This is a genomic window from Stappia sp. (assembly GCF_048261845.1).
Classification (GTDB): domain Bacteria; phylum Pseudomonadota; class Alphaproteobacteria; order Rhizobiales; family Stappiaceae; genus Stappia.
On the sequence record NZ_JBLXFR010000036.1, the window covers coordinates 21,916 to 40,287 of the forward strand.

Genomic DNA, 18,372 nt, shown 5'->3' on the forward strand with positions numbered 1-18,372 from the left:
ATGACCCCTGCCACATCCCGCGACACCGGCCCGTTCCCGCGCACCCGTCCGGTTCCGGCCCTTGCGGTTCGCGCAGCGGTGCTGCTGATCGTCGGGGGACTGGCCTCGATCATGACCGCCTGGGGCTTCCAGCTCATCGGCGGCTATGTGCCCTGCAAGCTCTGTCTGGAGCAGCGCATCCCCTATTACGTCGGCTTGCCGCTGGCCGTGCTGGCGCTTGCGCTGATGCTTGGCGGTGCGGCGGGATCGGTGCGCCGCACGGCGGCGATGCTGCTGCTTCTGGCGGTGGGTGCGGTGTTCGCCTATGGCGCCGCGCTCGGCATCTATCAGGCGGGCGCCGAATGGGGGTTCTGGGCCGGTCCGAGCGATTGCGGCGGCGGCACGGCGGCGCCCGGCTCGGCTGCCAACATGCTCAACGCGCTGCGCTCCACCCGGGTGGTGAGCTGCACCGAGGCAAGCTGGCGGATGTTCGGCCTGTCCTTCGCCGGCTGGAACGCCGTGATCTCGGCAGGGCTGGCGCTGCTGGCGCTTGCCGCCGCCGCCGCGCTGCGCCGGGGGACGTCATCGTGAGCGGCGGCCCGGACAAGACCGAGGATACCGGCAAGAATACCGGCAAGGTCCGTGGCGGCCGGGAGCGCGACGAGGCCCGCCAGCGGGAGGCGCGCGCGACGCTGGCACGGGCCGAACGCGAGAGCGAGACGGTGCTGCGGACGACGTTCGAGGGCGCTTCGCGGGCCGGCGATGCGGCCGGCGACGATGACCCGATCGAACGGCTCGGCCGCAGGATCGGCCGCTCGGCCGGCGCGGTCTTCGCGCTCGGCCTCGTCGTCTACCTGATCTGGACCTATCTCTGACATTCGGGAAGGGAGACATGGGACGACGCGCAGACGAGGGCGAACGCGCCGGTGCCGGCCGGCCGGGAAACTGGCAGGAGGTCGCCGCCCCGTCGCTGGACGATTTCCAGGTGCTTGCCGAAAAGGCGCTGGAGGAGCTTCCCGAGACGTTCCGCGCGCTGTGCGGCGCCATCGAGATCCGTGTCGCCGATTTTGCCGATGACGAGGCGCTCGACGGGCTCGGCATCGAGGACCCGTTCGAGCTGCTCGGCCTGTTCGAGGGGGTCGGCCTGGCGCAAGGCGGGGCCGAGAGCTGGAGCGGCCGGATGCCCAATCGCGTCTGGCTCTACCGGCGAGCGATCCTCGACTACTGGTGCGCCCACGAGGAGACGCTCGGCGGCATCGTCACCCATGTGCTGGTGCACGAGATCGGCCACCATTTCGGCCTGTCGGACGACGACATGGAGGCGCTGGAGGCGGAGGCGGACTGAACGCCCGCTCCCGGCGCCACCCTTGTCAGCCAACCGGCGGCAGAAGCCCTTCCTCGAAGGTCTTGCCGATGGCGCGGCGCGCCATCATGTGCGAGCGGGGGTGGTTGATGCTGTCCACCGCGACGAGCGTGCCGTCGAGCAGATAGGCGACATAGAAACTGCCCGAGGCGGGATCGCCGAAGGTGCGGGCCTCGTCATGGCCCTGCGACAGGCCGGCGATCTGCAATTTCGTCGCGTATTGGTCCGACCAGAACCAGGGCACGGGATCGTAGTCGGCATCGGCGCCGAGAATGGCGCCGGCCACGGCCTTGGCCTGGTCGATGGCGTTCTGCACGCTTTCCAGACGGATCGAGCGGCCGTAAAGGGCGGAGAAGAAGCGCGTGCAGTCGCCGGCCGCGTGGATCGACGGGTCCGAGGTCTCGCCGCTGCCGTCGACGAGGATGCCGTCATCGACATCGATGCCGGCGGCGGCGGCCAGTTCGTCATTGGGCACGGCCCCGACGGCGACGAGCGCCATGTCGCAGGCAAGGCTGTTGCCATCGGCGAGCTGCACCGCCTCGATCCGGTCCGTGCCGGAAAAGCCGGTGATGCCGGTATTCAGCATCAAGGTGACGCCGCGCTCCCGGTGCAGGGCCTCGAAACAGGCGGAGACCGACGGCGAAACGACGCGCTTCATCACCCGGTCCTGGGCCTCGACGACCGTGACCTCGTGGCCCATGGAGCGGGCGACCGCGGCGACCTCCAGCCCGATATAGCCGCCGCCGACAATGGCAATGCGCCCCGGCGCCTTGAGCAACGGGCGCATGACCTCGACATCGGAAATCTTGCGAAGGGTGACCACGCCGGCAAGGTCCGCGCCAGGAATCGGCAGGGCACGGGGGCGCGTTCCGGTGGCCAGCACAAGCCGGTCATAGGGAATGCGCTCGTCGCCGGCCAGGATCACGGCGCGGGCCTCCCGGTCGATCGCCTCGACGGTGACGCCGAAGCGGCAGTCGATCGTGTTCTGCTCGTAGAAGCTCGGCGGACGCAGGTGCAGCGCCTCGTCACTGATCTCGCCGGCGAGATGCTTCTTCGACAGCGGCGGCCGCTGATAGGGGGGATGCGGCTCCTCGCCGAGCAGGGTGATGCGGCCGCCATGGCCTCCCGCGCGAAGCGATTGAGCGGCCTGGGCGCCGGCCTGGCCCGCTCCGACGATGACGATGCTGTCCTGCATTCACGATCCTCCGCTTGCGCACTGTGTCGCGACGTATCACGGGGTGGCTGCACCCGCCAAGTCCCCCGGTGGCAGACAAGAAGACGCGCGGCCAGGTGCCGCGCGTCGCAAAGAGGGACGAGACGTGTGTCGAAAGAAAGTCGAGGCAGGGGGTCAGGCGGCGCGGACGCTTTCCAGGAAGGTGCCGACTTCCTTGCGCAGCCGCCGGGCCTGGTCGCCGAGCGTGTCGGAAAGGTCGCCGACAAGCGTGCCGGTGCCCCTTGCATGCTCGGTGGCGCCGCTGACGCGGCCCATGGCCTCGGCGCCGGTGCCCGAGCGCTCCGAGGCCCGGGCGACATTCTCGGTGATCTCGCGCAACGCGATGCTCTGCTGACCGACGGCATCGGCAACCGAGCCGGCAATGTCGTTCATCTGGACGATGATCTGCTCGACATCGCCGATCGCCATCACGGCGTTTGCGGAGGCCTGCTGGATCGCCTCGACCTGCTGGGCAATGTCCTCGGTGGCTTGTGCGGTCTGTCCGGCCAGGTCCTTGACCTCGGCGGCGACGACGGCAAACCCCCGGCCGTGCTCGCCGGCCCGCGCCGCCTCGATGGTTGCGTTGAGCGCCAGAAGGTTGGTCTGGCTGGCGATCTCGCGGATGAGGCTCATCACCTCGCCGATGCGGTCGGCGGTGCGCGACAGTTCGCTCATGCTGGACCCGGTGTCGCGGGCGCTTGCCACGGCCTTTTCGGCGACCTTGGTGGAGCGGTTGGCCTGGTCGGCGATTTCGGCAATCGAGACGTTGAGTTCTTCCGAAGCGGACGCCGCGGAGGTGACGTTTTCGGCGGCGACCCGCACGGCATCGCCGGCAAGGGTTGCTTCCTCGGCGGCACGCCCGGCGGCCTCGTCGAGATTGTCGGATGCTCCGGCGAGCTCTTCCGCCGCCTTGTCGAGATGCGAGAGTGCGTCGCCGACGGTTGCCTCGAAACCGGCAATGAGCGTGTCCAGATGACGCATGCGGGCATCGCGGGCGGCGTTTTCGGCCCGCTGGTCGCCGGTCAGCTTCTCGCGGTCGATGGCATTGTCGCGGAAGACGACGACGCTTGCGGCCATCGCGTCAAGCTCCGTGCGGCCGTTGACCGGAGGCAGGGCGACATCGGTCTCGCCGGCGGCGAGCCGGCCCATTGCCTGGCGCAGGACGGCCAGGGGGCTGGAGATCGAGGCGCCGATGACAATGCCGGCGAGGAGCAGCACGGCGACGGTGACGGCCATGATCACGCCCATCATCATCGCGGCGATGTCGCGGTCGTGGGCGAGCGCCCCGGCCGCCTCGGCCTGACCGCCATCGGCCGCTTGCTTGAGCTGTGCCAGATAGGGCGGCAGCACGTCGAAAAAGGCTTCCAGCTTCTCCACATGCGCGGTGCGCTCGGCGCCTGCGGCCGTGTAGGCGTCGAAAGCGGAGCGGTAGGCGGCCAGCGTCTCGCCGAGTTCGGTGGCCGTCGCCGCCTCTAGCTTCGCCTTGGCAAGCGCGCGTTCGATGCGGGCGGCGGAAACCTCGAAGTTGCCGAGATTGACGTCGCTTCGGTCGAGCAGATAGGTCTTTTCCGTGCGCTGCAGGTCCGAGCCGGCGGCGGCGAGCTTCTCGGTTTCCGGAGAACGCTTGAACCGGGCTTCCTTCTGCACCCGGGAAACAAGCGCGTCGCCGTTCTGCGTGAGGGCGCCGAGCGCGCCGCCGGCGGCCCCGGTGTCATCGACAAGGCCGACCTTTTGCTGGGTGGCGTGCAGATCGCGGAAGGTGGCCTCGATATCACTGAGCGCGGCTTTTACCTGGCCGATCTCGGCGGCATAGGGGGCGGCCGCCGTCAATGTCTCGATCCGGGCAACCTGCGCGCGCGCGGTCGCGACCTGGGACGTGAACAGGTCGTATCCGCTGGCGGAAGGAGCGCTGAGGTAGGTCTTCTCGGTGATGCGCATGGCGCTGGACGACGTGGCAAGGTCGGCGACGCCGCTGGCCAGGCCGGAATAACTCTCGGCCCGCTTGAAGGCGTGTTCGACGCTCGCCTGGCTCCACCAGAAGACGCTGCCGATGGCGGCGAGGCCGGTCATGGTGATCGCGATCAGGAGAAAAATCCTGATGCGGACGGAGAGCCGCCCGACTATGTTCGAGACCGACGCGAAACCTTGAAAGCGCGACACTGGCATACCTCGACTTCGATCCTTTGCCCGCTTCAGAATTTCTCATGAAGGTTAACAATCCACTGTAGATGTCCCGACCCTGACCCTGCGACAGGTTGCCACACAGCAGGGATATCGTTGTTCATCTCAAGAATCCGGACCATCCCTTGCGCTCTCTTATCGACAAGACCGCCCCTGGCATCTTCGTACTGCTCTGGTCGACCGGCTTCATCGGCTCGAAGCTCGGGGCGCCCTATATCGACCCCTTCGCCTTCCTGACCATCCGCTTCGCGCTGGTCGTGCCGCCGCTGCTTGTGCTGGCGATGGTGCTCGGCGCGACATGGCCGCAACGGGGACGCGAATGGGGTCACTGCTTTTTTGCCGGGGCGCTGATCCACGGCGTCTATCTCGGCGGCATCTTCTACGCGATCGACAACGGCATGCCTGCCGGTATCGCCGCGCTGGTGCTGGGGCTGCAGCCGCTGCTCACCGCGCTGCTCGCCGGACCGATCCTCGGCGAGACGGTGACGCGCCGGCACTGGGCCGGACTGGCCGTGGGGGCGCTGGGGCTGATGCTTGTGGTGGGACCGCGCATCGGCGTCGATGCCAGCGGGCTGACACCGGAAAACGCCCTTGTCTGTCTTCTGGCGGTGGCCGGCATCGCCTTCGGCACGGTTTACCAGAAGCGGTTCGCCGGAGGCATCGACCTGGTGCCGGGCACCCTTGTGCAATATTTCGGGGCGCTGGTCGTGGTGGTGCCGCTGTCCCTGGCGGAAAGCTGGCGAATCACCTGGTCGGGGGAACTCGTCTTCGCGCTTGCCTGGCTGGTGCTGGTGCTGTCGATCGGTGCCATCCTGCTCCTGATGGTGCTGATCAAGCGTGGCAGCGCGGCGCGTGTTGCGAGCCTCTTCTACCTCGTGCCGGTGGCGACGGCGGTCGAGAGCTATTTCCTGTTCGGCGAGACGCTGGGACCGGTGCAGATCGTCGGTGCGGCGCTGGTCGTGGGTGCGTTGCTGATGATCCGCGAAAGGCGGATCGGTACGCGGCGCACGCCAGCGTGAGCGGCGGCGTGACCGCTCGTCAGGCCTCGGCCGCTGCCCGTCTTGCCCTGCGGCGCAGGATGGCGGCGTTGAGCTCGCCGCCGAAGACGAAACAGATCGAAATGAGATAGAGGAACACCAGTGCCGTCATGACGCCGGCCAGTCCCGCATATGTCGAGACGTAGTTGGCGAAACCGGCGAGCCATGCACCGAAGGCGGCGCCCGACACCAGCCAAAGCACAAGCGTCGCGGCGACGCCCGGCAGCGTGTCGAGGATGCGGCGCCGGCCGGCCGGCAGCAGCCCATGGGCGGCGAAAAGGCCGCCGAAGGTCAGCAGCGTGGCGATGACGTAGCGCGACACGTTGAGGCGGCCGGTAAACGGCTCCAGCAACGGCGCATGGGCGACGGCCGCCCGCCAGGCCAGCGGCGCGAAGATGATCAGCAGGGCGAAGCTGATCAGCACGACGGTGCCGAACAGCACGAGCAGCAGCGCCTGGAAGCGCAGGAAGACGAAGCCGCGCGTTTCGGCAACCCCATAGGCGCGGTTGAGCGCCACCCGCAGGGCCTCGACGCCGTTGGAGGCGAACCACAGGGCGGCGACAATGCCGAAGGTGAGGATGTCGCCACGCGGCTGGGTCAGCACCACCTGGATCTCGCGGGCGATGGGGCGGGCGACCTCCTCCGGCCAGGCGTCGAAGAGCAGCATGGCAATGCGGTCGGCCATGTCCGACATGCCGAGAAAGGCGGTGAGCGCGGCGACGAAAATCAGGAACGGAAACAGCGCCAGAAGCGACGACAGGGCCACATGGCTCGCCACGGCAAAGCCGTCGTCGCCGGTCATGTGCATGACGGCGTCATAGATGGTCGCGAAAATGGCGCGGATGGCATGCAGGACGCTCATGCATCGCTTTTGGGCGAGCTGCCGGCACGGGTCAAGTGATGCGGGTCCGATCATGCTGCGCCGCGAGATACATGAAACAAAATTGCTTTTTATGTCGATCAAAAGAAGCATTGCTTCGCCGCTATCCCGCGATATGGTTTGCGCTGCAACATGTGGCGGTCAAGTATGCCCGTCCGAAGGCGCCGGTACGGGCGCCGGGACAACAAGAGTGGAGAGGATGCATGTCGCTAGCGAGCGAGTTCGGCGGTGACGCCGCAGGGGAGGCTCCGGCCACGACGCTGACGGGCGCGGCCGTCGCCGCCCTTGACGGGCTTCTGGACACGGCTGCAGCGCGCGTGCGCGCACGTGTCAGCGAGGGAGGGCGGATCTCGCCGTCGCTGATGGAGAGCGAGCAGCGGGCGACGCACGGACTGGCCTGGCTTGCCACCTATGTCGCGGCGCTGAAGCAGCTCGACGCCTATGCAGCCCGGCTCGGCGACGCAGGGACGTTCGGCGAAACGGAAGACCTGATCCTGCGCATCGTCTTCGCCGAGTACCTGGCGCAGGTCTTCGGCGGCATCCCGATGAACCAGGGCGAGTTCGTGCGGCCGGCGGATCTGGGCATTTCGGTCGATGAGGCGGCGTCCTTCCGCGTGCCGGCGATCGAGACCCTGATCGAGGAGGGCAACCGGCCGGCGCTCCGGGCCCGGCTGGTCGACCTGATCCGCCAGCAGGAGGGCGCCTCGATCTTCGGCGCCTCGGGGCTGGATGAGACCTATGAGCAGGTGCGCGAGGAGATGCGCCGCTTTGCCGCCGACAAGGTCTCCCCGCATGCGCATGACTGGCACCTGAAGAACGACTACATCCCGCTGGAGGTGATCGGCCAGATGGCCGAACTCGGCGTCTTCGGCCTGACCATTCCGGAGGAATTCGGCGGGCTCGGCCTTGGCAAGGAGAGCATGTGCGTCGTCTCCGAGGAACTGAGCCGGGCCTATATCGGCGTCGGCTCGCTCGGCACCCGTTCGGAGATCGCGGCGGAGCTGATCCTGTGCGGCGGCACGGACGCACAGAAGGCGAAATGGCTGCCGCAGATCGCCTCGGGCGAGGTGCTGCCGACGGCGGTCTTCACCGAGCCCAACACCGGTTCGGACCTTGCCTCGCTGAAGACCCGTGCCGTGCGCGAGGGCGATGTCTGGAAGATCTACGGCAACAAGACCTGGATCACCCATCCGGTCAGGGCCGACGTGATGACGCTTCTGGCGCGTACCGACCCGAACGAGCCCGGCTACAAGGGGCTCTCCATGTTCCTGGCGGAAAAGCCGCGCGGCACGGACGACGATCCGTTCCCGGCGCCGGGCATGTCGGGCGGCGAGATCGAGGTGCTCGGCTATCGCGGCATGAAGGAATACGAGATTGCCTTCGACGGGTTCGAGGTGGCGCATGAAAACCTGCTCGGCGGCGTGCCGGGACAGGGTTTCAAGCAGCTGATGCAGACCTTCGAGGGCGCGCGCATCCAGACGGCGGCGCGGGCACTGGGCGTTGCGCAGGCAGCGCTCGACCTGGGGCTTCGCTACGCCCAGGAGCGCATCCAGTTCGGCAAGCCGCTGATTGCCTTCCCGCGGGTTTCCGACAAGCTGGCGATGATGGCGGGCGAACTGATGGCGGCGCGCCAGCTCACCTATTTCTCGGCGCTTGAAAAGGATTCGGGCCGGCGCTGCGACCTGGAAGCCGGCATGGCCAAGCTGCTCGGCGCGCGCGTTGCCTGGGCGGCAGCCGACAATGCGCTGCAGATCCATGGCGGCAACGGTTTCGCGCTGGAATACCGGATCAGCCGGGTGCTGTGCGACGCACGCATCCTCAACATCTTCGAGGGGGCAGCGGAAATCCAGGCGCAGGTGATTGCCCGCCGGGTGCTGGAGGATCGCGGGTAAGGTGTCAGACTGAGGGATAGACGTCGGCGATGGCCGCTCGCAGGGCGTCTACGTCCTCCGGATGCCGATCGAGGAGCCTCAGGGCCGAGGCGATGCCGCGGCTGACGAGCACCTCGCCGGACTCGTATTTCTGGAAGGCTCTCGGCCCGCCGCCGATGACGAGGCCTGCATCGCGCTGGGAGAGGCGCAGCTTGCGACGGATCGCGCGGACCTGATCCGGGGTCAGCAGCTTGTCAGCTTCGGCCTTCAGCCGGTTCAACTCGCGGTCCGACACTTTCATGTCCTCGCCGGAGTGGATGCCCTCCTCGACACCGTCCGCATACCAGCCGGGCATCTCGAAGGTCCGGGAGCGGCCCTTGTAAGAGAGCGTCACGGGGCGCAGGCCGCGCACCATCGGTTTTCCGGTTTCCGGACAGGTGAGGGTCTCCATCTCACTTCTCCTTGAACGACAACAGCAGGAACCGCGTCACGACGCCGGCGGTGAACTTTACATAGACCGGCCCCGCAGCGCTTCGGCCGTGATAGACGTCCTGCCAGAGCGTGTGGTCGTGAAAGGACGTCATCGACTTGTGGAAGTCGGCAGGCCGCAGGTCCTGGATGACATCGACGATCTCCTGCCGGCCCATGCCCAGGGCCGCCGCGCCCTTCAGGGCCGTTGTTGTCGTCACCAGCCGATCCGGCCGGTTGAAGGTCGTCCTGATCGCGGCAAGGTCGTAGGCCGGCTTCCGCTTCTCTATCAGAAATGGCACCATAATGGTGTATTATCAAGTGGCATCTTGCCGCCTCCCCTGCCGGCTCGTCATGTCGGAGAGGGAAGTGTTGCGCCTGCGGATGGCAACTTCAAGCTGCAATCGGTTGTGCTTGCGCCTCAGCGCATCGCCGTGACCAGCCAGAGCGATAGCCAGGGAACGGCGATCAGCAGACCGAGGCGGAAGATGTCGGCGATCCAGAAGGGTGTGACGCCCCTGAAGATCGTCGTCAGGCTGACGTCTTCCAGCACGCTCCTGAGCACGAAAACATTGAGCCCGACGGGCGGGGTGATCAGGCTGATCTCCGTGACCACGACGACGACGATGGCGAACCAGATCAGCACCAGTTCCGGGTCGGCGAGGAGGCCCGAACCAAAGTCGAGATTGCTGACCAGCGGGTAGAAGACCGGCACGGTGAGCAGGATCATCGACAGGCTTTCCAGCACACAGCCGAGCAGGATGTAGACGGCAACGATCGCGGCGATGACCAGCCACGGGCTGACATCCATGTCGCCGACGAAGTCCGACAGGGCGTCCGGCAGGCCGGCGAAATTGACGAAATTCGTGAAGAGATCGGCGCCGATGATCAGGGCGAAGATCATCGCGGTTGCCCGTGCGCTTTCACCGATCGCCTCTCCGAGTGCGGACAGCTTGAGCCGGCCGAAGAGGGCGGAGATGGGGATCGCCGCGCCGGCGCCGATGCCGGCGGCCTCGGTCGGGGTGAAGAAGCCGCCATAGATGCCGACCATGATGATGGCGAAGAGCAGGACGAGGGCGGCGACGCCGAGTGCGTCGCGGCGGGTCAGCGGTTCCCGCTCCGTTGCGGGCGGTGCCAGTTCGGGGTTGCGCCAGACGGCGACCTGCACGGCGACGAGGTAGAAGGCGAGGCCGATGAGACCCGGAACGATGCCGGCGATGAACAGCTTGCCGATGTCGGATTCCGTCAGCAGACCGTAGATGATCAGGATGACGGAAGGCGGAATGAGGATGCCCAGCGTGCCGCCGGCGGCGATGGAGCCGGCGGCAAGGCTGTCGGCATATCCGTAGCGGCGCATGGAGGGCATGGCCACCTTGGACATGGTGGCGGCGGTGGCGAGGGAAGACCCGCAGACGGCGGAAAAGCCGCCGCAGGCGATCACCGAGGCCATGGCGAGACCGCCGCGCATCCGCGCCGTTGCGTGGTTGGCGACCGCATAGAGGCCGTGGCTGACGCCGGAGCGGGCGAGCACGTTGCCCATGAAGATGAAGAGCGGCACCACCGAGAGCGAGTAGGCAAGGCCGGCGTCGAAGACCAGCGTTCCGGTCATGGCAAGGCTGGCATCGAGCCCGCGCATCACGGCGAAGCCGGCAATGCCGACCAGCGCCATGGCGAAGGCGACCGGCATCTTGAGGAAGATCAGGACGAGCAGGACGGCGAAGCCGATGAGCGATTCCGTCATGGGGAGAAGATCCGGTCAGGCAGTGGCGCGGCGCAGGGCACGGGAGGCGGCGAGCAAGCTGGCAAGCCCGCAGCCGATGGCGGCAAGGAAGGCAACGGGCGCGATCGGCAGCGACAGGCTGTCGCTGATCGCCCCGTCGCTTGCCAGCCGCAGGGCGTGTTCCCACAGCCGCCAGGCGAACACGGCAAGCACGCCGGCCGTCAGCAGGCCGGTGACGGGACGGGCCATGCGGGAAATGGCGCCGCCGGCGACCGTGTCGATCAGGTCGACCTCGACATGCTCGCCGCGCCCGGTGGTGACCGGCAGGGCGAGGAAGACGAGGGTCGCGAGAAACATCTCGGTCAGCTCATAGGCGCCCGAAAGCGGCGCGTTGAACCAGTAGCGGGCGACGACGTCGATGCAGGTGATGAACGTCAGGGCGAGAAGCAGCGCGCCGGCTCCCGCCGACAGCAGCTTCTCGACGATGCCCCATGCGGTCCGGCGCGAGGGCCGGACCGGTGCTTTCGGCTGGTCGGGCATCAGGGCGTCAGAAGGAGACGCCGGTCTGGGCCCGCAAGGCGGCGAGCGCGGCAGCTCCGTCGAAGCCCTGCGCCTTGACCGCCGCGTCCCACTCCGCCTCGTATTTCGCGGCGCGCTCCTTGATCGCGGCGAGCACTTCCGGGTTGGCCTCGTGCACCTCGATCTTCGTCTCTGCAACGAGTTCGGCGCCGCCGGCATCGGCTGCATCCCACACGGCGCCGGCGCGCTCGGCGAAGGCCCCGCCCGACAGCGCCTCGATCGCCGCCTTGTCGGCGTCGGAGATGGCATCCCACTTGGCCTGGTTGATGACCAGGAACCAGGAGGTGTTGTAGATGCCGCCGGGGACGGTCATCGAATGGGTCAGGTGATCGGCGAGACGGAAGGCCTTGAGCGCCTCCATCGGGAAGGTGACACCGTCGATGACGCCGCGCGACAGCTTCTCGTAGACCTCGCCCGGTCCCATGAATTGGGTGGTGACGCCGAGATCCTGCGCCAGGTCCGCGATATAGCCGCCGGGCGTACGCAGCTTCAGGCCGGAAAAGTCCTCCGGCTTCTCGATCTTGCGCTGGTTGTTGTGAACCATGCCGGGGCCGTGGGCGAAGACGGACAGAAGCTTGACGCCCTCATGCTCGCCGGCGGCATCGAGCGAGCCGGCATAGACGTCCCAATAGGCCTTGGACACCGCCACGGCATTGTCGCCAAGGAAGGAGAACTGGCCGATGCGCGAGCGCAGGAAGCGGTCGTCGCGGGTGAAGGAATGCAGGCCGTAGGTGATGTCGGCGACACCGTCGCGGGCCATGTCGAAATGGGCCGGGGGAGCGCCGAGAGGCTTGGCCAGCACGCGCACCTTGACGCGGCCTTCCGTTGCCTTCTCGACGTCGTCGGCCCAGGGTTTCATGGCGTTCTCGACAAGCGGGTGCTTGGGCGGCAGCCACGACGACATGACGAGCGTGGTTTCGGCGCGGGCCTCGATGAGCCCGGCGGCGACGAACAAACCGAGGGCGGCGACCCCGAGCCCGATGGAACTGGTCCTGAAGCGCATTCCTGTCCTCCCTGAAATCCGGACGTCCTGACGCCTGGTTGTCTTGCGCCGGCATCCGTTCCGTTTTGTCCGCAAGGCCGGCCGATGCCGTTCGGGAGACGTTCCCGGCGACGGTGTCGACCAGCCTTTGCGGCGAATATTAGTTTCACTTGCAACTTTTCAGGAAACGCCAGTTCCGTCAAGAGGGAGCGCGGTGGACAACCAGCGGGCGACGAGCCGGTCGAACAGGGCCGCCTGCGCCTCGGCCTGCGGAATGGCGCCGATGCTGAAGCCGACGATCATGTGGTAGAAAAAGGCGAGCACGCCCTGCGCCACAAGAACCGGCTCCGCGTCGGCCGCGAGGCGGCCCGTGTCGCGCAGCAGGGTGACAGCCTCGGTGACTGTTTCCTCCAACCGGTAGCAGACTTCCAGGAACTGGCGGGTCCAGGGGGCGTCCTTGAGTGTCGACTGGACGAGGTAGAGGCGGGCGAATTCCGGATCGTCGCGATAAAGCGACAGCCAGGGGTGCAGGAGACCGGTGACGAAGGCGGCCGGATCTCCGCACGGCCCCTTGTCGATCTCCGCGCGCATCGCCTCGGTGAGGGCATCGAGACTGCCGATCCGCACCGCGATCAGCAGGTTTGTCTTGTCGGTGAAATGGGCGAAGACCGTCGCCTTGGCGACCCCGGCACGCTCGGCCACCGCATCGACGCTGGTGTCCTCGTAGCCGCGCGCGTCGAAGAGCTCGCGCGCCGCGGCGAGGATCCTGTCGCGGGTCTCCCGGGTTCGCTTCTGCGGACGTCCAGCCATTCCTGCCCTTCGTTCTCCAGCCGTGGCGTGGTGTCAGACACGCACGATTTAATTATTGACCGCGGTCAAAAAATGAGCCATCAAAAAATGACCGTGGTCAATTATACACGAGAACGGAGAAAGACAATGCCGAAACGCATTCTGGTTCTGGACGGCCATCCCGGTCCCGACAGCCTGTGCGGGGCGCTGGCCGCCGCCTATGCGGAAGGGGCGTGGCAGGCCGGCCATGACGTGCAGTTGCTGCGCCTGTCGGAAATGAGCTTCGACCCGGACATGGGGGCGGGCTTCGATGCCGACAAACCGCTGGAGCCCTGCCTTGTCGAAGTGCAGGACAAGATCGCCTGGTGCGAGCACATGGTGATCGTCCATCCGATGTGGTGGGGCCTGATGCCGGCGAAGCTGAAGGGGATGATCGACCGGGTGCTGCTGCCGGGCTTTGCCTTCCGGTACAAGCCGGGTCAGAAGTTGCCAGAGCAGCTGCTTGCGGGGCGTACGGCGGAGGTGATGGTGACGGCGGATACGCCCCGCTGGTATCTCTACCTGATCGAGCGTGCGTCGGGATACCGGGCGATGAAATCGCAGATCCTGGGGCTTTGCGGCTTCAAGGGCATCCGCTTTCGCACCTTCGCACCGGTGCAGGGCTCGACGCTGGAGACGCGCAAGGGCTGGATCGCGCGGGTCGGCAAGCTCGGCGAGGCGGCGTGAGACGTCAGCCCGCGTCGTCGGCGAACCAGCCGAAGACGGTCAGCTCCAGCGATGTCTGGGCGATGCGCTCGCGGCTGGTCATCAGGACCTGGCCGCCACGCCGCAGGTAGAAGCCGACAGCGGCGTCGTTGTCCTTGAGCACGCGGATGGCGAGGCCGGAAAGCCGGGACCGGTCGAGCGCGGCGCGCGCCGCGTCGAAGAGCTCCGCGCCGAAGCCGAGCCCCTGATGATCGGGACGGATGTAGAGTTCGTAGATCTCACCCTCGAAGGGCAGTTCGCGCATGCGGCTGCGCCCGTAGGTGGCGTAGCCGGCGGCCACGCCGGCGACTTCCAGGATCTGGATCCGGACGCCGCGCGAGAGCGCGGTGCGCCACCATTTCGGCCCGCGCCGGGAGATCATCCGCTCCAGCTCGAGACCGTCGATCACACCGCGATAGGTCGACCGCCAGGCATCCTCGTGGATGATGGCGAGCGCTTCGGCATCGTCATGGCGCGCGGGGCGCAGGGCAGTCAGGCCGAGACTCATGACATCATGATAGCGCCGATCGACAGGCGACAAAAGACAGCGCGGCAAACGTGTCCCCGCAAGATGCGGAAGGGCGGGGGAAAATTGTTGCCTGGAAGGGCGGGGACGGGAGAACAGGTCTCCGAAACGGGAAAAGGGCCGGCATATAGCCGGCCCTTCCGGTTGCAGTGCCGATCCGCGAGGCGGATCCGGGAACTCTTGCGGCAAAACCCCGGGGGGCTGGGGGGCTGTTGCGTACCGAAGCCTTGCCGACAATCCCTGATGCAACAATGCCAATTTCGCGGTCCAAGATGGCGTCGTCGGGGCTGCATTGGGGCAAAACTATGAAATCGACAAGGGGCCGGGCAGGAGCCTGAAAATGAAGGCGAAAACAGTCCGGCCGGGCAGGTTTGCCAGGTCCGTGACGCGCGCGCCCGAGTGGCCTGGCGCACATGGGCGCGGCTCCGGCCAAGGCGGGAGACAGGTCTGGGGCCTTGCCAAAGGCGAACCGCGCGGACCATCATGACGAATGGATGACGGCGGCAGGCCGTGACGACGGGACCAGACGGCCCGGATCCCGATCCGGGCTCACCACGGCGGGAGGCGCAATGAGCGAGTTCGACGAAGAGGGATCCCGCTTCGGGGCCGGGCCGCAGGCCGTTGCCGACCCTGCCCCGCGAAGCTCCGCCGCGTCGGCCCCGGCCAGCCCGATCGTCGCCTTTCACAGGCGCGAGCTCGACCAGATCCTGCGCGTCTACGGCCACCGGGTGGCGGCAGGCGAGTGGCGCGATTACGCCATCGATCATCTCAAGGACAGGGCCGTCTTTTCGATCTTCCGGCGCAGTTCGGAAATGCCGCTGTTCCGCATCGAGAAGGTGCCGAAAAACGCCCGCCGTCAGGGGGCCTACGCGGTGCTCGGCACCGGTGGCATCATCCTGAAGCGTGGCGGCGACCTTGCCCAGGTGCTGAAGGTCTTCGAGAAGAAGCGTCACCTGAGCCTGGTGTGAGCGAGGCCGCCCGGCGGGCGCGGCCTGGTCGCGGGAAAAACAAAAAACGGTGCGGGGACATGTCCCCGCGCCGTTCTCGTTTCCGTGTGCCGGTTCCGGCTTGCCCCGGCCGATTGCCGGGCGATGCCCGCGATTACTCGCGGTTGCCGAACAGCTGCAGCAGCATCAGGAAGAGGTTGATGAAGTCCAGATAGAGGCGCAGGGCACCCATGATGGACTTCTTCCTGGCGACCTCGGAGCCGTCGCCGGCATGGTACATTTCCTTGATCTGCTGGGTGTCGTAGGCGGTCAGGCCGGCGAAGACCAGCACGCCGATCACCGAGATGGCGAACTGCAGCGCCGAGGAGGCGAGGAACAGGTTCACCAGCGAGGCGATGATGATGCCGATCAGGCCCATGAACAGGAACGAACCCCAGCCCGACAGGTCCTTCTTCGTCGTGTAGCCGAAGAGGCTCAGCGCGCCGAAGGAGGCGGCGGTGATGAAGAAGACCCGCGCGATCGAGCCGCCCGTGTAGACGAGGAAGATCGAGGAGAGCGACAGGCCCATCAGCGCCGCGTAGACCCAGAAGGTCGTCTGCGCGGTCGAGGCGCTCATCGACTGGATCTTGAAGCTGAGGAAGAACACCATGGCGAGCGGGGCGAGCATCACCACCCACTTCAGCGGGCTGCCATAGAGCGCGTAGCCAAGCTGGGTCAGCATCGTGCCGTTGCCGAGCGTCGCCACGGCCTGCGAAGGATCCTGCGTGGTGGCGAAATAGGCGGTTGCCAGGGCAAGCACGCCGGTGATGGCAAGGCCAAACGCCATGTAGTTGTAAACGCCCAGCATGTAGGCGCGCAGGCCTTCGTCATAGACGCCGGCCTGTGCTTGCGCGCCGGCCGCAGCGTACCTGGTGTTGGAATTGCGGTCGAAGGTCGACATCGAAATCCTCTCTATGCTTGAAACATAAGCCCTTTCGGGCGGTCCCCCGGCCATCGGATGCAGGCGATCGACGCGCGATCGATGGTCTCCGAGACCCTTTGCGTGCCGCGCAACAGGCACTTCCGGCCAGCTTGCGCACACATCCCTTTGAATATGGGCGCAAGCCATGCCCGGAACAAGATGCAATCGGCTCCGGGCACATTACCGTTCTGTCATTTTCTTGCGGAGGTTAACCCGCCGTGTGTCTATTTCATCGCTTTCAGGCGCGAGGCGATCTGCCGGTCGCAGGTGCCGCCCGGCCAGCGCACGATTTCCTCGCGGGCGAAGTCGAGGATTTCCTTCTTCGGATCGCCCATCGTGGCAATGTCGACGCCGGGCTTGAACCACTGCACGACGGCGTAGTCGCCGCCGGCATCGGTGAGGAAGGCGATAGGCTGGCCATTCTCGACAATGCCCAGACGCCCGACGCGCACCGGGGTGACGTCGACGCTGCGCGACTGGCCGTCGATGGTGAGCTTCGTCTTCGACAGGCGCAGGCGCTTGAAGGACGAGGCCGTCGTGCCGGTCCATGTGCCGAAGAGGCGTTCGCCCTTGTTCTCCACCGACAGGCAGGAATTCTTGTAATTGGGGATCGACAGGCGCGCGGAGGGGTGTTCGACCGGCTCCTTGCCCTTCTCGAACGTGGTGAACTTCATCTCGTGGTCGCCGGTGCGGTAGACGCGGACCTGGACCGGGGCATAGGTGCTCTCGCCCATGTTGCGAACGAGGAAATCGAACTGGTTCTGGTCGTTGGTGCCGGCGCGGCGATAGAGCCAGCGCTTCGGCAGCCCGTCCTCGAAGATCAGCCAGTCGCTGACCACCAGGCCGCGCGGTCCGGTCGGCTCGTTGACCTGCCACACGCCGGTGTGGAAGGGCGATTCCGCCTGTGCGGCGGTCGCGCCAAGCGCGGCGACAAGCAGGGCGGCGCAGGCGGTGCGCAGGCGTGTCTTCCACGTGCGGTGGAATGCGGGTGTGGTCATGCTGGTGTCCCCCGAAATGGCATTGCCGCCCCGGAACGCAGGGCGGCCAAACGTCGGCGAGACTAGCGTGATACGCACATATTGAAACCCCCGGGCCGATACGGCTGGGGAGAAAGGTGCCGCTGCCGTCGGGCGATGGCGGGTTACGCGAGGGCGCCGGCGGGGCCGCGCAAGAGCTCTCGCGCGGCGCCGGTCACAGGTTGCGCAGCACGGGCGCCGGTTTGCGACCGAGAACCCGCCAGGTGCCGATCAGCCCGAAGCCGACGGTGAGCACCAGCGCGGCGAGCGCGGCGCCGATTGCGGTTGCCGGCAGGAAGGTGAAACCCGCGTCCATGATCTCGACCAGCACGAAGGAGGCGGCGAGCGTGCCCGCGATCACGGCGAAGGCGGCCGTGACGAGGCCGAGTATCGCATATTCCAGGGCGAAGCTCTTGATCAGCCGGGCTCGCGTCGCCCCCAGCGTCTTGAGGATCACCGCGTCGTAGACCCGGTGACGGTGGCCGGCGGCAAGCGCGCCGCCGAGCACCAGCACGGAGGCAACGAGCGTCACCGAGGCGGCGGCACGGATCGCCCAGGCCAGTTGCTCGACGAGGCTGTTGACCTGTTCGATGGCATCCTTGACGCGGACCGCCGTCACCGTGGGAAACCGGGCGGAGAGGGTTTTCAGCAGGGCGAACTCCCGGGCGTCATCCCCGCCATCGGTATAGGTGAGGGTGCGCAGATGCGTGTGCGGGGCGCCGGCGAAGGTGTTGGGCGAGAACACCATGACGAAATTGATGGCGAGCGATTTCCATTCCACACGCCGGAAATTGGCGATCGTCGCTGTCAGCTCGCGGCCGAGCACGTTGACGGTGATCGTGTCGCCGAGTTTCAGGCCGAGATCGCCGGCCGCATCGGCCTCGAAGGAGACGAGTGGCGTGCCGGAATGATCCTCATCCCACCAGGCGCCTTCGGTCAGGACCGCATTGTCCGGCCTGGTCGCCGCGTAGGTGATGCCGCGATCGCCGCGCAGCACCCAGGCACCGCCCTCGGGAGCGACGATCTGGTCGCTCGGCACGCCGTTGACGGCACTGATGCGGCCGCGCAGCATAGGCGCGCCGTCGAGCTTTGCGCCGGGCGCCTCGCGGGCAAGCA

General features: G+C 66.9%; 20 protein-coding genes. 7 read left to right on the top strand and 13 right to left on the bottom strand.

Annotation, left to right across the window (positions count from 1 at the left end; translation table 11 throughout):
• From ACN0T5_RS14535 to ACN0T5_RS14545, 3 genes are read left to right on the top strand one after another with little or no spacing between them, the layout of a single operon-like run.
• Window positions 1–570 carry a disulfide bond formation protein B gene (locus tag ACN0T5_RS14535; protein ID WP_417769325.1) on the top strand — a complete coding sequence of 190 codons (570 nt, stop codon included), beginning with the start codon at window positions 1–3 and terminating at the stop codon, window positions 568–570.
• On the top strand, window positions 567–854 hold the full coding sequence (locus ACN0T5_RS14540; protein WP_417769326.1) for a hypothetical protein: 288 nt from the start codon (window positions 567–569) through the stop codon (window positions 852–854). Before ACN0T5_RS14535 ends, ACN0T5_RS14540 begins: the two co-directional genes overlap by 4 nt.
• Window positions 855–871: 17 nt before the next feature.
• The gene (locus ACN0T5_RS14545; RefSeq protein ID WP_417769327.1) at window positions 872–1,324 is read left to right on the top strand and encodes a metallopeptidase family protein; all 453 of its coding nucleotides are present in this window, start codon (window positions 872–874) and stop codon (window positions 1,322–1,324) included.
• Between the two features lie 25 nt (window positions 1,325–1,349).
• Here ACN0T5_RS14545 and ACN0T5_RS14550 read toward each other — a convergent pair whose 3' ends face one another.
• Window positions 1,350–2,537 carry an NAD(P)/FAD-dependent oxidoreductase gene (locus ACN0T5_RS14550; RefSeq protein WP_417769328.1) on the bottom strand — a complete coding sequence of 396 codons (1,188 nt, stop codon included), beginning with the start codon at window positions 2,535–2,537 and terminating at the stop codon, window positions 1,350–1,352.
• 153 nt (window positions 2,538–2,690) lie between these two features.
• A complete protein-coding gene (locus ACN0T5_RS14555; RefSeq protein ID WP_417769329.1) occupies window positions 2,691–4,715 on the bottom strand; it encodes a methyl-accepting chemotaxis protein in 2,025 nt (674 codons plus the stop codon).
• Window positions 4,716–4,861: 146 nt separating this feature from the next.
• On the opposite strand from ACN0T5_RS14555, the gene ACN0T5_RS14560 reads away from it, so the two are divergent.
• On the top strand, window positions 4,862–5,755 hold the full coding sequence (locus tag ACN0T5_RS14560) for a DMT family transporter (RefSeq protein WP_417769330.1): 894 nt from the start codon (window positions 4,862–4,864) through the stop codon (window positions 5,753–5,755).
• A 19-nt stretch (window positions 5,756–5,774) separates the two neighbouring features.
• On the opposite strand, the gene ACN0T5_RS14565 is transcribed toward ACN0T5_RS14560, so the two are convergent.
• Window positions 5,775–6,635, bottom strand: coding sequence for a YihY/virulence factor BrkB family protein (locus ACN0T5_RS14565; protein ID WP_417769331.1), 861 nt, complete (start codon window positions 6,633–6,635; stop codon window positions 5,775–5,777).
• Window positions 6,636–6,856: 221 nt separating this feature from the next.
• Between ACN0T5_RS14565 and ACN0T5_RS14570 the strand changes: the two genes are divergently transcribed.
• Window positions 6,857–8,545, top strand: coding sequence for an acyl-CoA dehydrogenase family protein (locus tag ACN0T5_RS14570; RefSeq protein ID WP_417769332.1), 1,689 nt, complete (start codon window positions 6,857–6,859; stop codon window positions 8,543–8,545).
• Between the two features lie 4 nt (window positions 8,546–8,549).
• Here ACN0T5_RS14570 and ACN0T5_RS14575 read toward each other — a convergent pair whose 3' ends face one another.
• From ACN0T5_RS14575 to ACN0T5_RS14600, 6 genes are all read right to left on the bottom strand, one after another.
• The gene (locus ACN0T5_RS14575) at window positions 8,550–8,975 is read right to left on the bottom strand and encodes a type II toxin-antitoxin system MqsA family antitoxin (RefSeq protein WP_417769333.1); all 426 of its coding nucleotides are present in this window, start codon (window positions 8,973–8,975) and stop codon (window positions 8,550–8,552) included.
• A gap of 1 nt (window position 8,976) precedes the next feature.
• A complete protein-coding gene (locus ACN0T5_RS14580) occupies window positions 8,977–9,297 on the bottom strand; it encodes a type II toxin-antitoxin system MqsR family toxin (protein ID WP_417769334.1) in 321 nt (106 codons plus the stop codon).
• Window positions 9,298–9,413: 116 nt separating this feature from the next.
• Window positions 9,414–10,733 carry a TRAP transporter large permease gene (locus ACN0T5_RS14585; protein WP_417769335.1) on the bottom strand — a complete coding sequence of 440 codons (1,320 nt, stop codon included), beginning with the start codon at window positions 10,731–10,733 and terminating at the stop codon, window positions 9,414–9,416.
• A 15-nt stretch (window positions 10,734–10,748) separates the two neighbouring features.
• Window positions 10,749–11,252 carry a TRAP transporter small permease gene (locus ACN0T5_RS14590; RefSeq protein ID WP_417769336.1) on the bottom strand — a complete coding sequence of 168 codons (504 nt, stop codon included), beginning with the start codon at window positions 11,250–11,252 and terminating at the stop codon, window positions 10,749–10,751.
• A gap of 7 nt (window positions 11,253–11,259) precedes the next feature.
• Complete coding sequence (locus ACN0T5_RS14595; RefSeq protein ID WP_417769337.1) at window positions 11,260–12,294, bottom strand: TRAP transporter substrate-binding protein; 1,035 nt, start codon at window positions 12,292–12,294, stop codon at window positions 11,260–11,262.
• Window positions 12,295–12,453: 159 nt separating this feature from the next.
• The gene (locus ACN0T5_RS14600) at window positions 12,454–13,083 is read right to left on the bottom strand and encodes a TetR/AcrR family transcriptional regulator (RefSeq protein WP_417769338.1); all 630 of its coding nucleotides are present in this window, start codon (window positions 13,081–13,083) and stop codon (window positions 12,454–12,456) included.
• Window positions 13,084–13,209: 126 nt separating this feature from the next.
• On the opposite strand from ACN0T5_RS14600, the gene ACN0T5_RS14605 reads away from it, so the two are divergent.
• Entirely contained in the window at window positions 13,210–13,788 is a 579-nt protein-coding gene (locus tag ACN0T5_RS14605; protein WP_417769339.1) for an NAD(P)H-dependent oxidoreductase, read from the top strand.
• Between the two features lie 4 nt (window positions 13,789–13,792).
• On the opposite strand, the gene ACN0T5_RS14610 is transcribed toward ACN0T5_RS14605, so the two are convergent.
• The gene (locus tag ACN0T5_RS14610; RefSeq protein ID WP_417769340.1) at window positions 13,793–14,314 is read right to left on the bottom strand and encodes a GNAT family N-acetyltransferase; all 522 of its coding nucleotides are present in this window, start codon (window positions 14,312–14,314) and stop codon (window positions 13,793–13,795) included.
• Window positions 14,315–14,901: 587 nt separating this feature from the next.
• On the opposite strand from ACN0T5_RS14610, the gene ACN0T5_RS14615 reads away from it, so the two are divergent.
• The gene (locus ACN0T5_RS14615) at window positions 14,902–15,300 is read left to right on the top strand and encodes a DUF2794 domain-containing protein (protein WP_417769341.1); all 399 of its coding nucleotides are present in this window, start codon (window positions 14,902–14,904) and stop codon (window positions 15,298–15,300) included.
• 133 nt (window positions 15,301–15,433) lie between these two features.
• On the opposite strand, the gene ACN0T5_RS14620 is transcribed toward ACN0T5_RS14615, so the two are convergent.
• The 3 genes from ACN0T5_RS14620 to ACN0T5_RS14630 all read right to left on the bottom strand — a co-directional run.
• On the bottom strand, window positions 15,434–16,219 hold the full coding sequence (locus tag ACN0T5_RS14620) for a Bax inhibitor-1/YccA family protein (RefSeq protein WP_417769342.1): 786 nt from the start codon (window positions 16,217–16,219) through the stop codon (window positions 15,434–15,436).
• A gap of 245 nt (window positions 16,220–16,464) precedes the next feature.
• A complete protein-coding gene (locus ACN0T5_RS14625; RefSeq protein WP_417769343.1) occupies window positions 16,465–17,238 on the bottom strand; it encodes a hypothetical protein in 774 nt (257 codons plus the stop codon).
• Window positions 17,239–17,431: 193 nt separating this feature from the next.
• Window positions 17,432–18,372, bottom strand: a 941-nt coding sequence (locus ACN0T5_RS14630) for an ABC transporter permease (RefSeq protein ID WP_417769344.1), incomplete at its 5' end; no start/stop codon positions are given.

What these genes read in the sequence shown, in the direction of transcription:
- ACN0T5_RS14615 (WP_417769341.1), top strand. Translation starts at nt 14,902, where the DNA reads ATGAGCGAGTTCGACGAAGAGGGATCCCGCTTCGGGGCCGGGCCGCAG.
- ACN0T5_RS14625 (WP_417769343.1), bottom strand. Translation starts at nt 17,238, where the DNA reads ATGACCACACCCGCATTCCACCGCACGTGGAAGACACGCCTGCGCACC.
- ACN0T5_RS14575 (WP_417769333.1), bottom strand. Translation starts at nt 8,975, where the DNA reads ATGGAGACCCTCACCTGTCCGGAAACCGGAAAACCGATGGTGCGCGGC.
- ACN0T5_RS14590 (WP_417769336.1), bottom strand. Translation starts at nt 11,252, where the DNA reads ATGCCCGACCAGCCGAAAGCACCGGTCCGGCCCTCGCGCCGGACCGCA.
- ACN0T5_RS14570 (WP_417769332.1), top strand. Translation starts at nt 6,857, where the DNA reads ATGTCGCTAGCGAGCGAGTTCGGCGGTGACGCCGCAGGGGAGGCTCCG.
- ACN0T5_RS14550 (WP_417769328.1), bottom strand. Translation starts at nt 2,537, where the DNA reads ATGCAGGACAGCATCGTCATCGTCGGAGCGGGCCAGGCCGGCGCCCAG.
- ACN0T5_RS14585 (WP_417769335.1), bottom strand. Translation starts at nt 10,733, where the DNA reads ATGACGGAATCGCTCATCGGCTTCGCCGTCCTGCTCGTCCTGATCTTC.
- ACN0T5_RS14580 (WP_417769334.1), bottom strand. Translation starts at nt 9,297, where the DNA reads ATGGTGCCATTTCTGATAGAGAAGCGGAAGCCGGCCTACGACCTTGCC.
- ACN0T5_RS14565 (WP_417769331.1), bottom strand. Translation starts at nt 6,635, where the DNA reads ATGAGCGTCCTGCATGCCATCCGCGCCATTTTCGCGACCATCTATGAC.
- ACN0T5_RS14620 (WP_417769342.1), bottom strand. Translation starts at nt 16,219, where the DNA reads ATGTCGACCTTCGACCGCAATTCCAACACCAGGTACGCTGCGGCCGGC.
- ACN0T5_RS14595 (WP_417769337.1), bottom strand. Translation starts at nt 12,294, where the DNA reads ATGCGCTTCAGGACCAGTTCCATCGGGCTCGGGGTCGCCGCCCTCGGT.
- ACN0T5_RS14535 (WP_417769325.1), top strand. Translation starts at nt 1, where the DNA reads ATGACCCCTGCCACATCCCGCGACACCGGCCCGTTCCCGCGCACCCGT.
- ACN0T5_RS14545 (WP_417769327.1), top strand. Translation starts at nt 872, where the DNA reads ATGGGACGACGCGCAGACGAGGGCGAACGCGCCGGTGCCGGCCGGCCG.
- ACN0T5_RS14600 (WP_417769338.1), bottom strand. Translation starts at nt 13,083, where the DNA reads ATGGCTGGACGTCCGCAGAAGCGAACCCGGGAGACCCGCGACAGGATC.
- ACN0T5_RS14610 (WP_417769340.1), bottom strand. Translation starts at nt 14,314, where the DNA reads ATGAGTCTCGGCCTGACTGCCCTGCGCCCCGCGCGCCATGACGATGCC.
- ACN0T5_RS14605 (WP_417769339.1), top strand. Translation starts at nt 13,210, where the DNA reads ATGCCGAAACGCATTCTGGTTCTGGACGGCCATCCCGGTCCCGACAGC.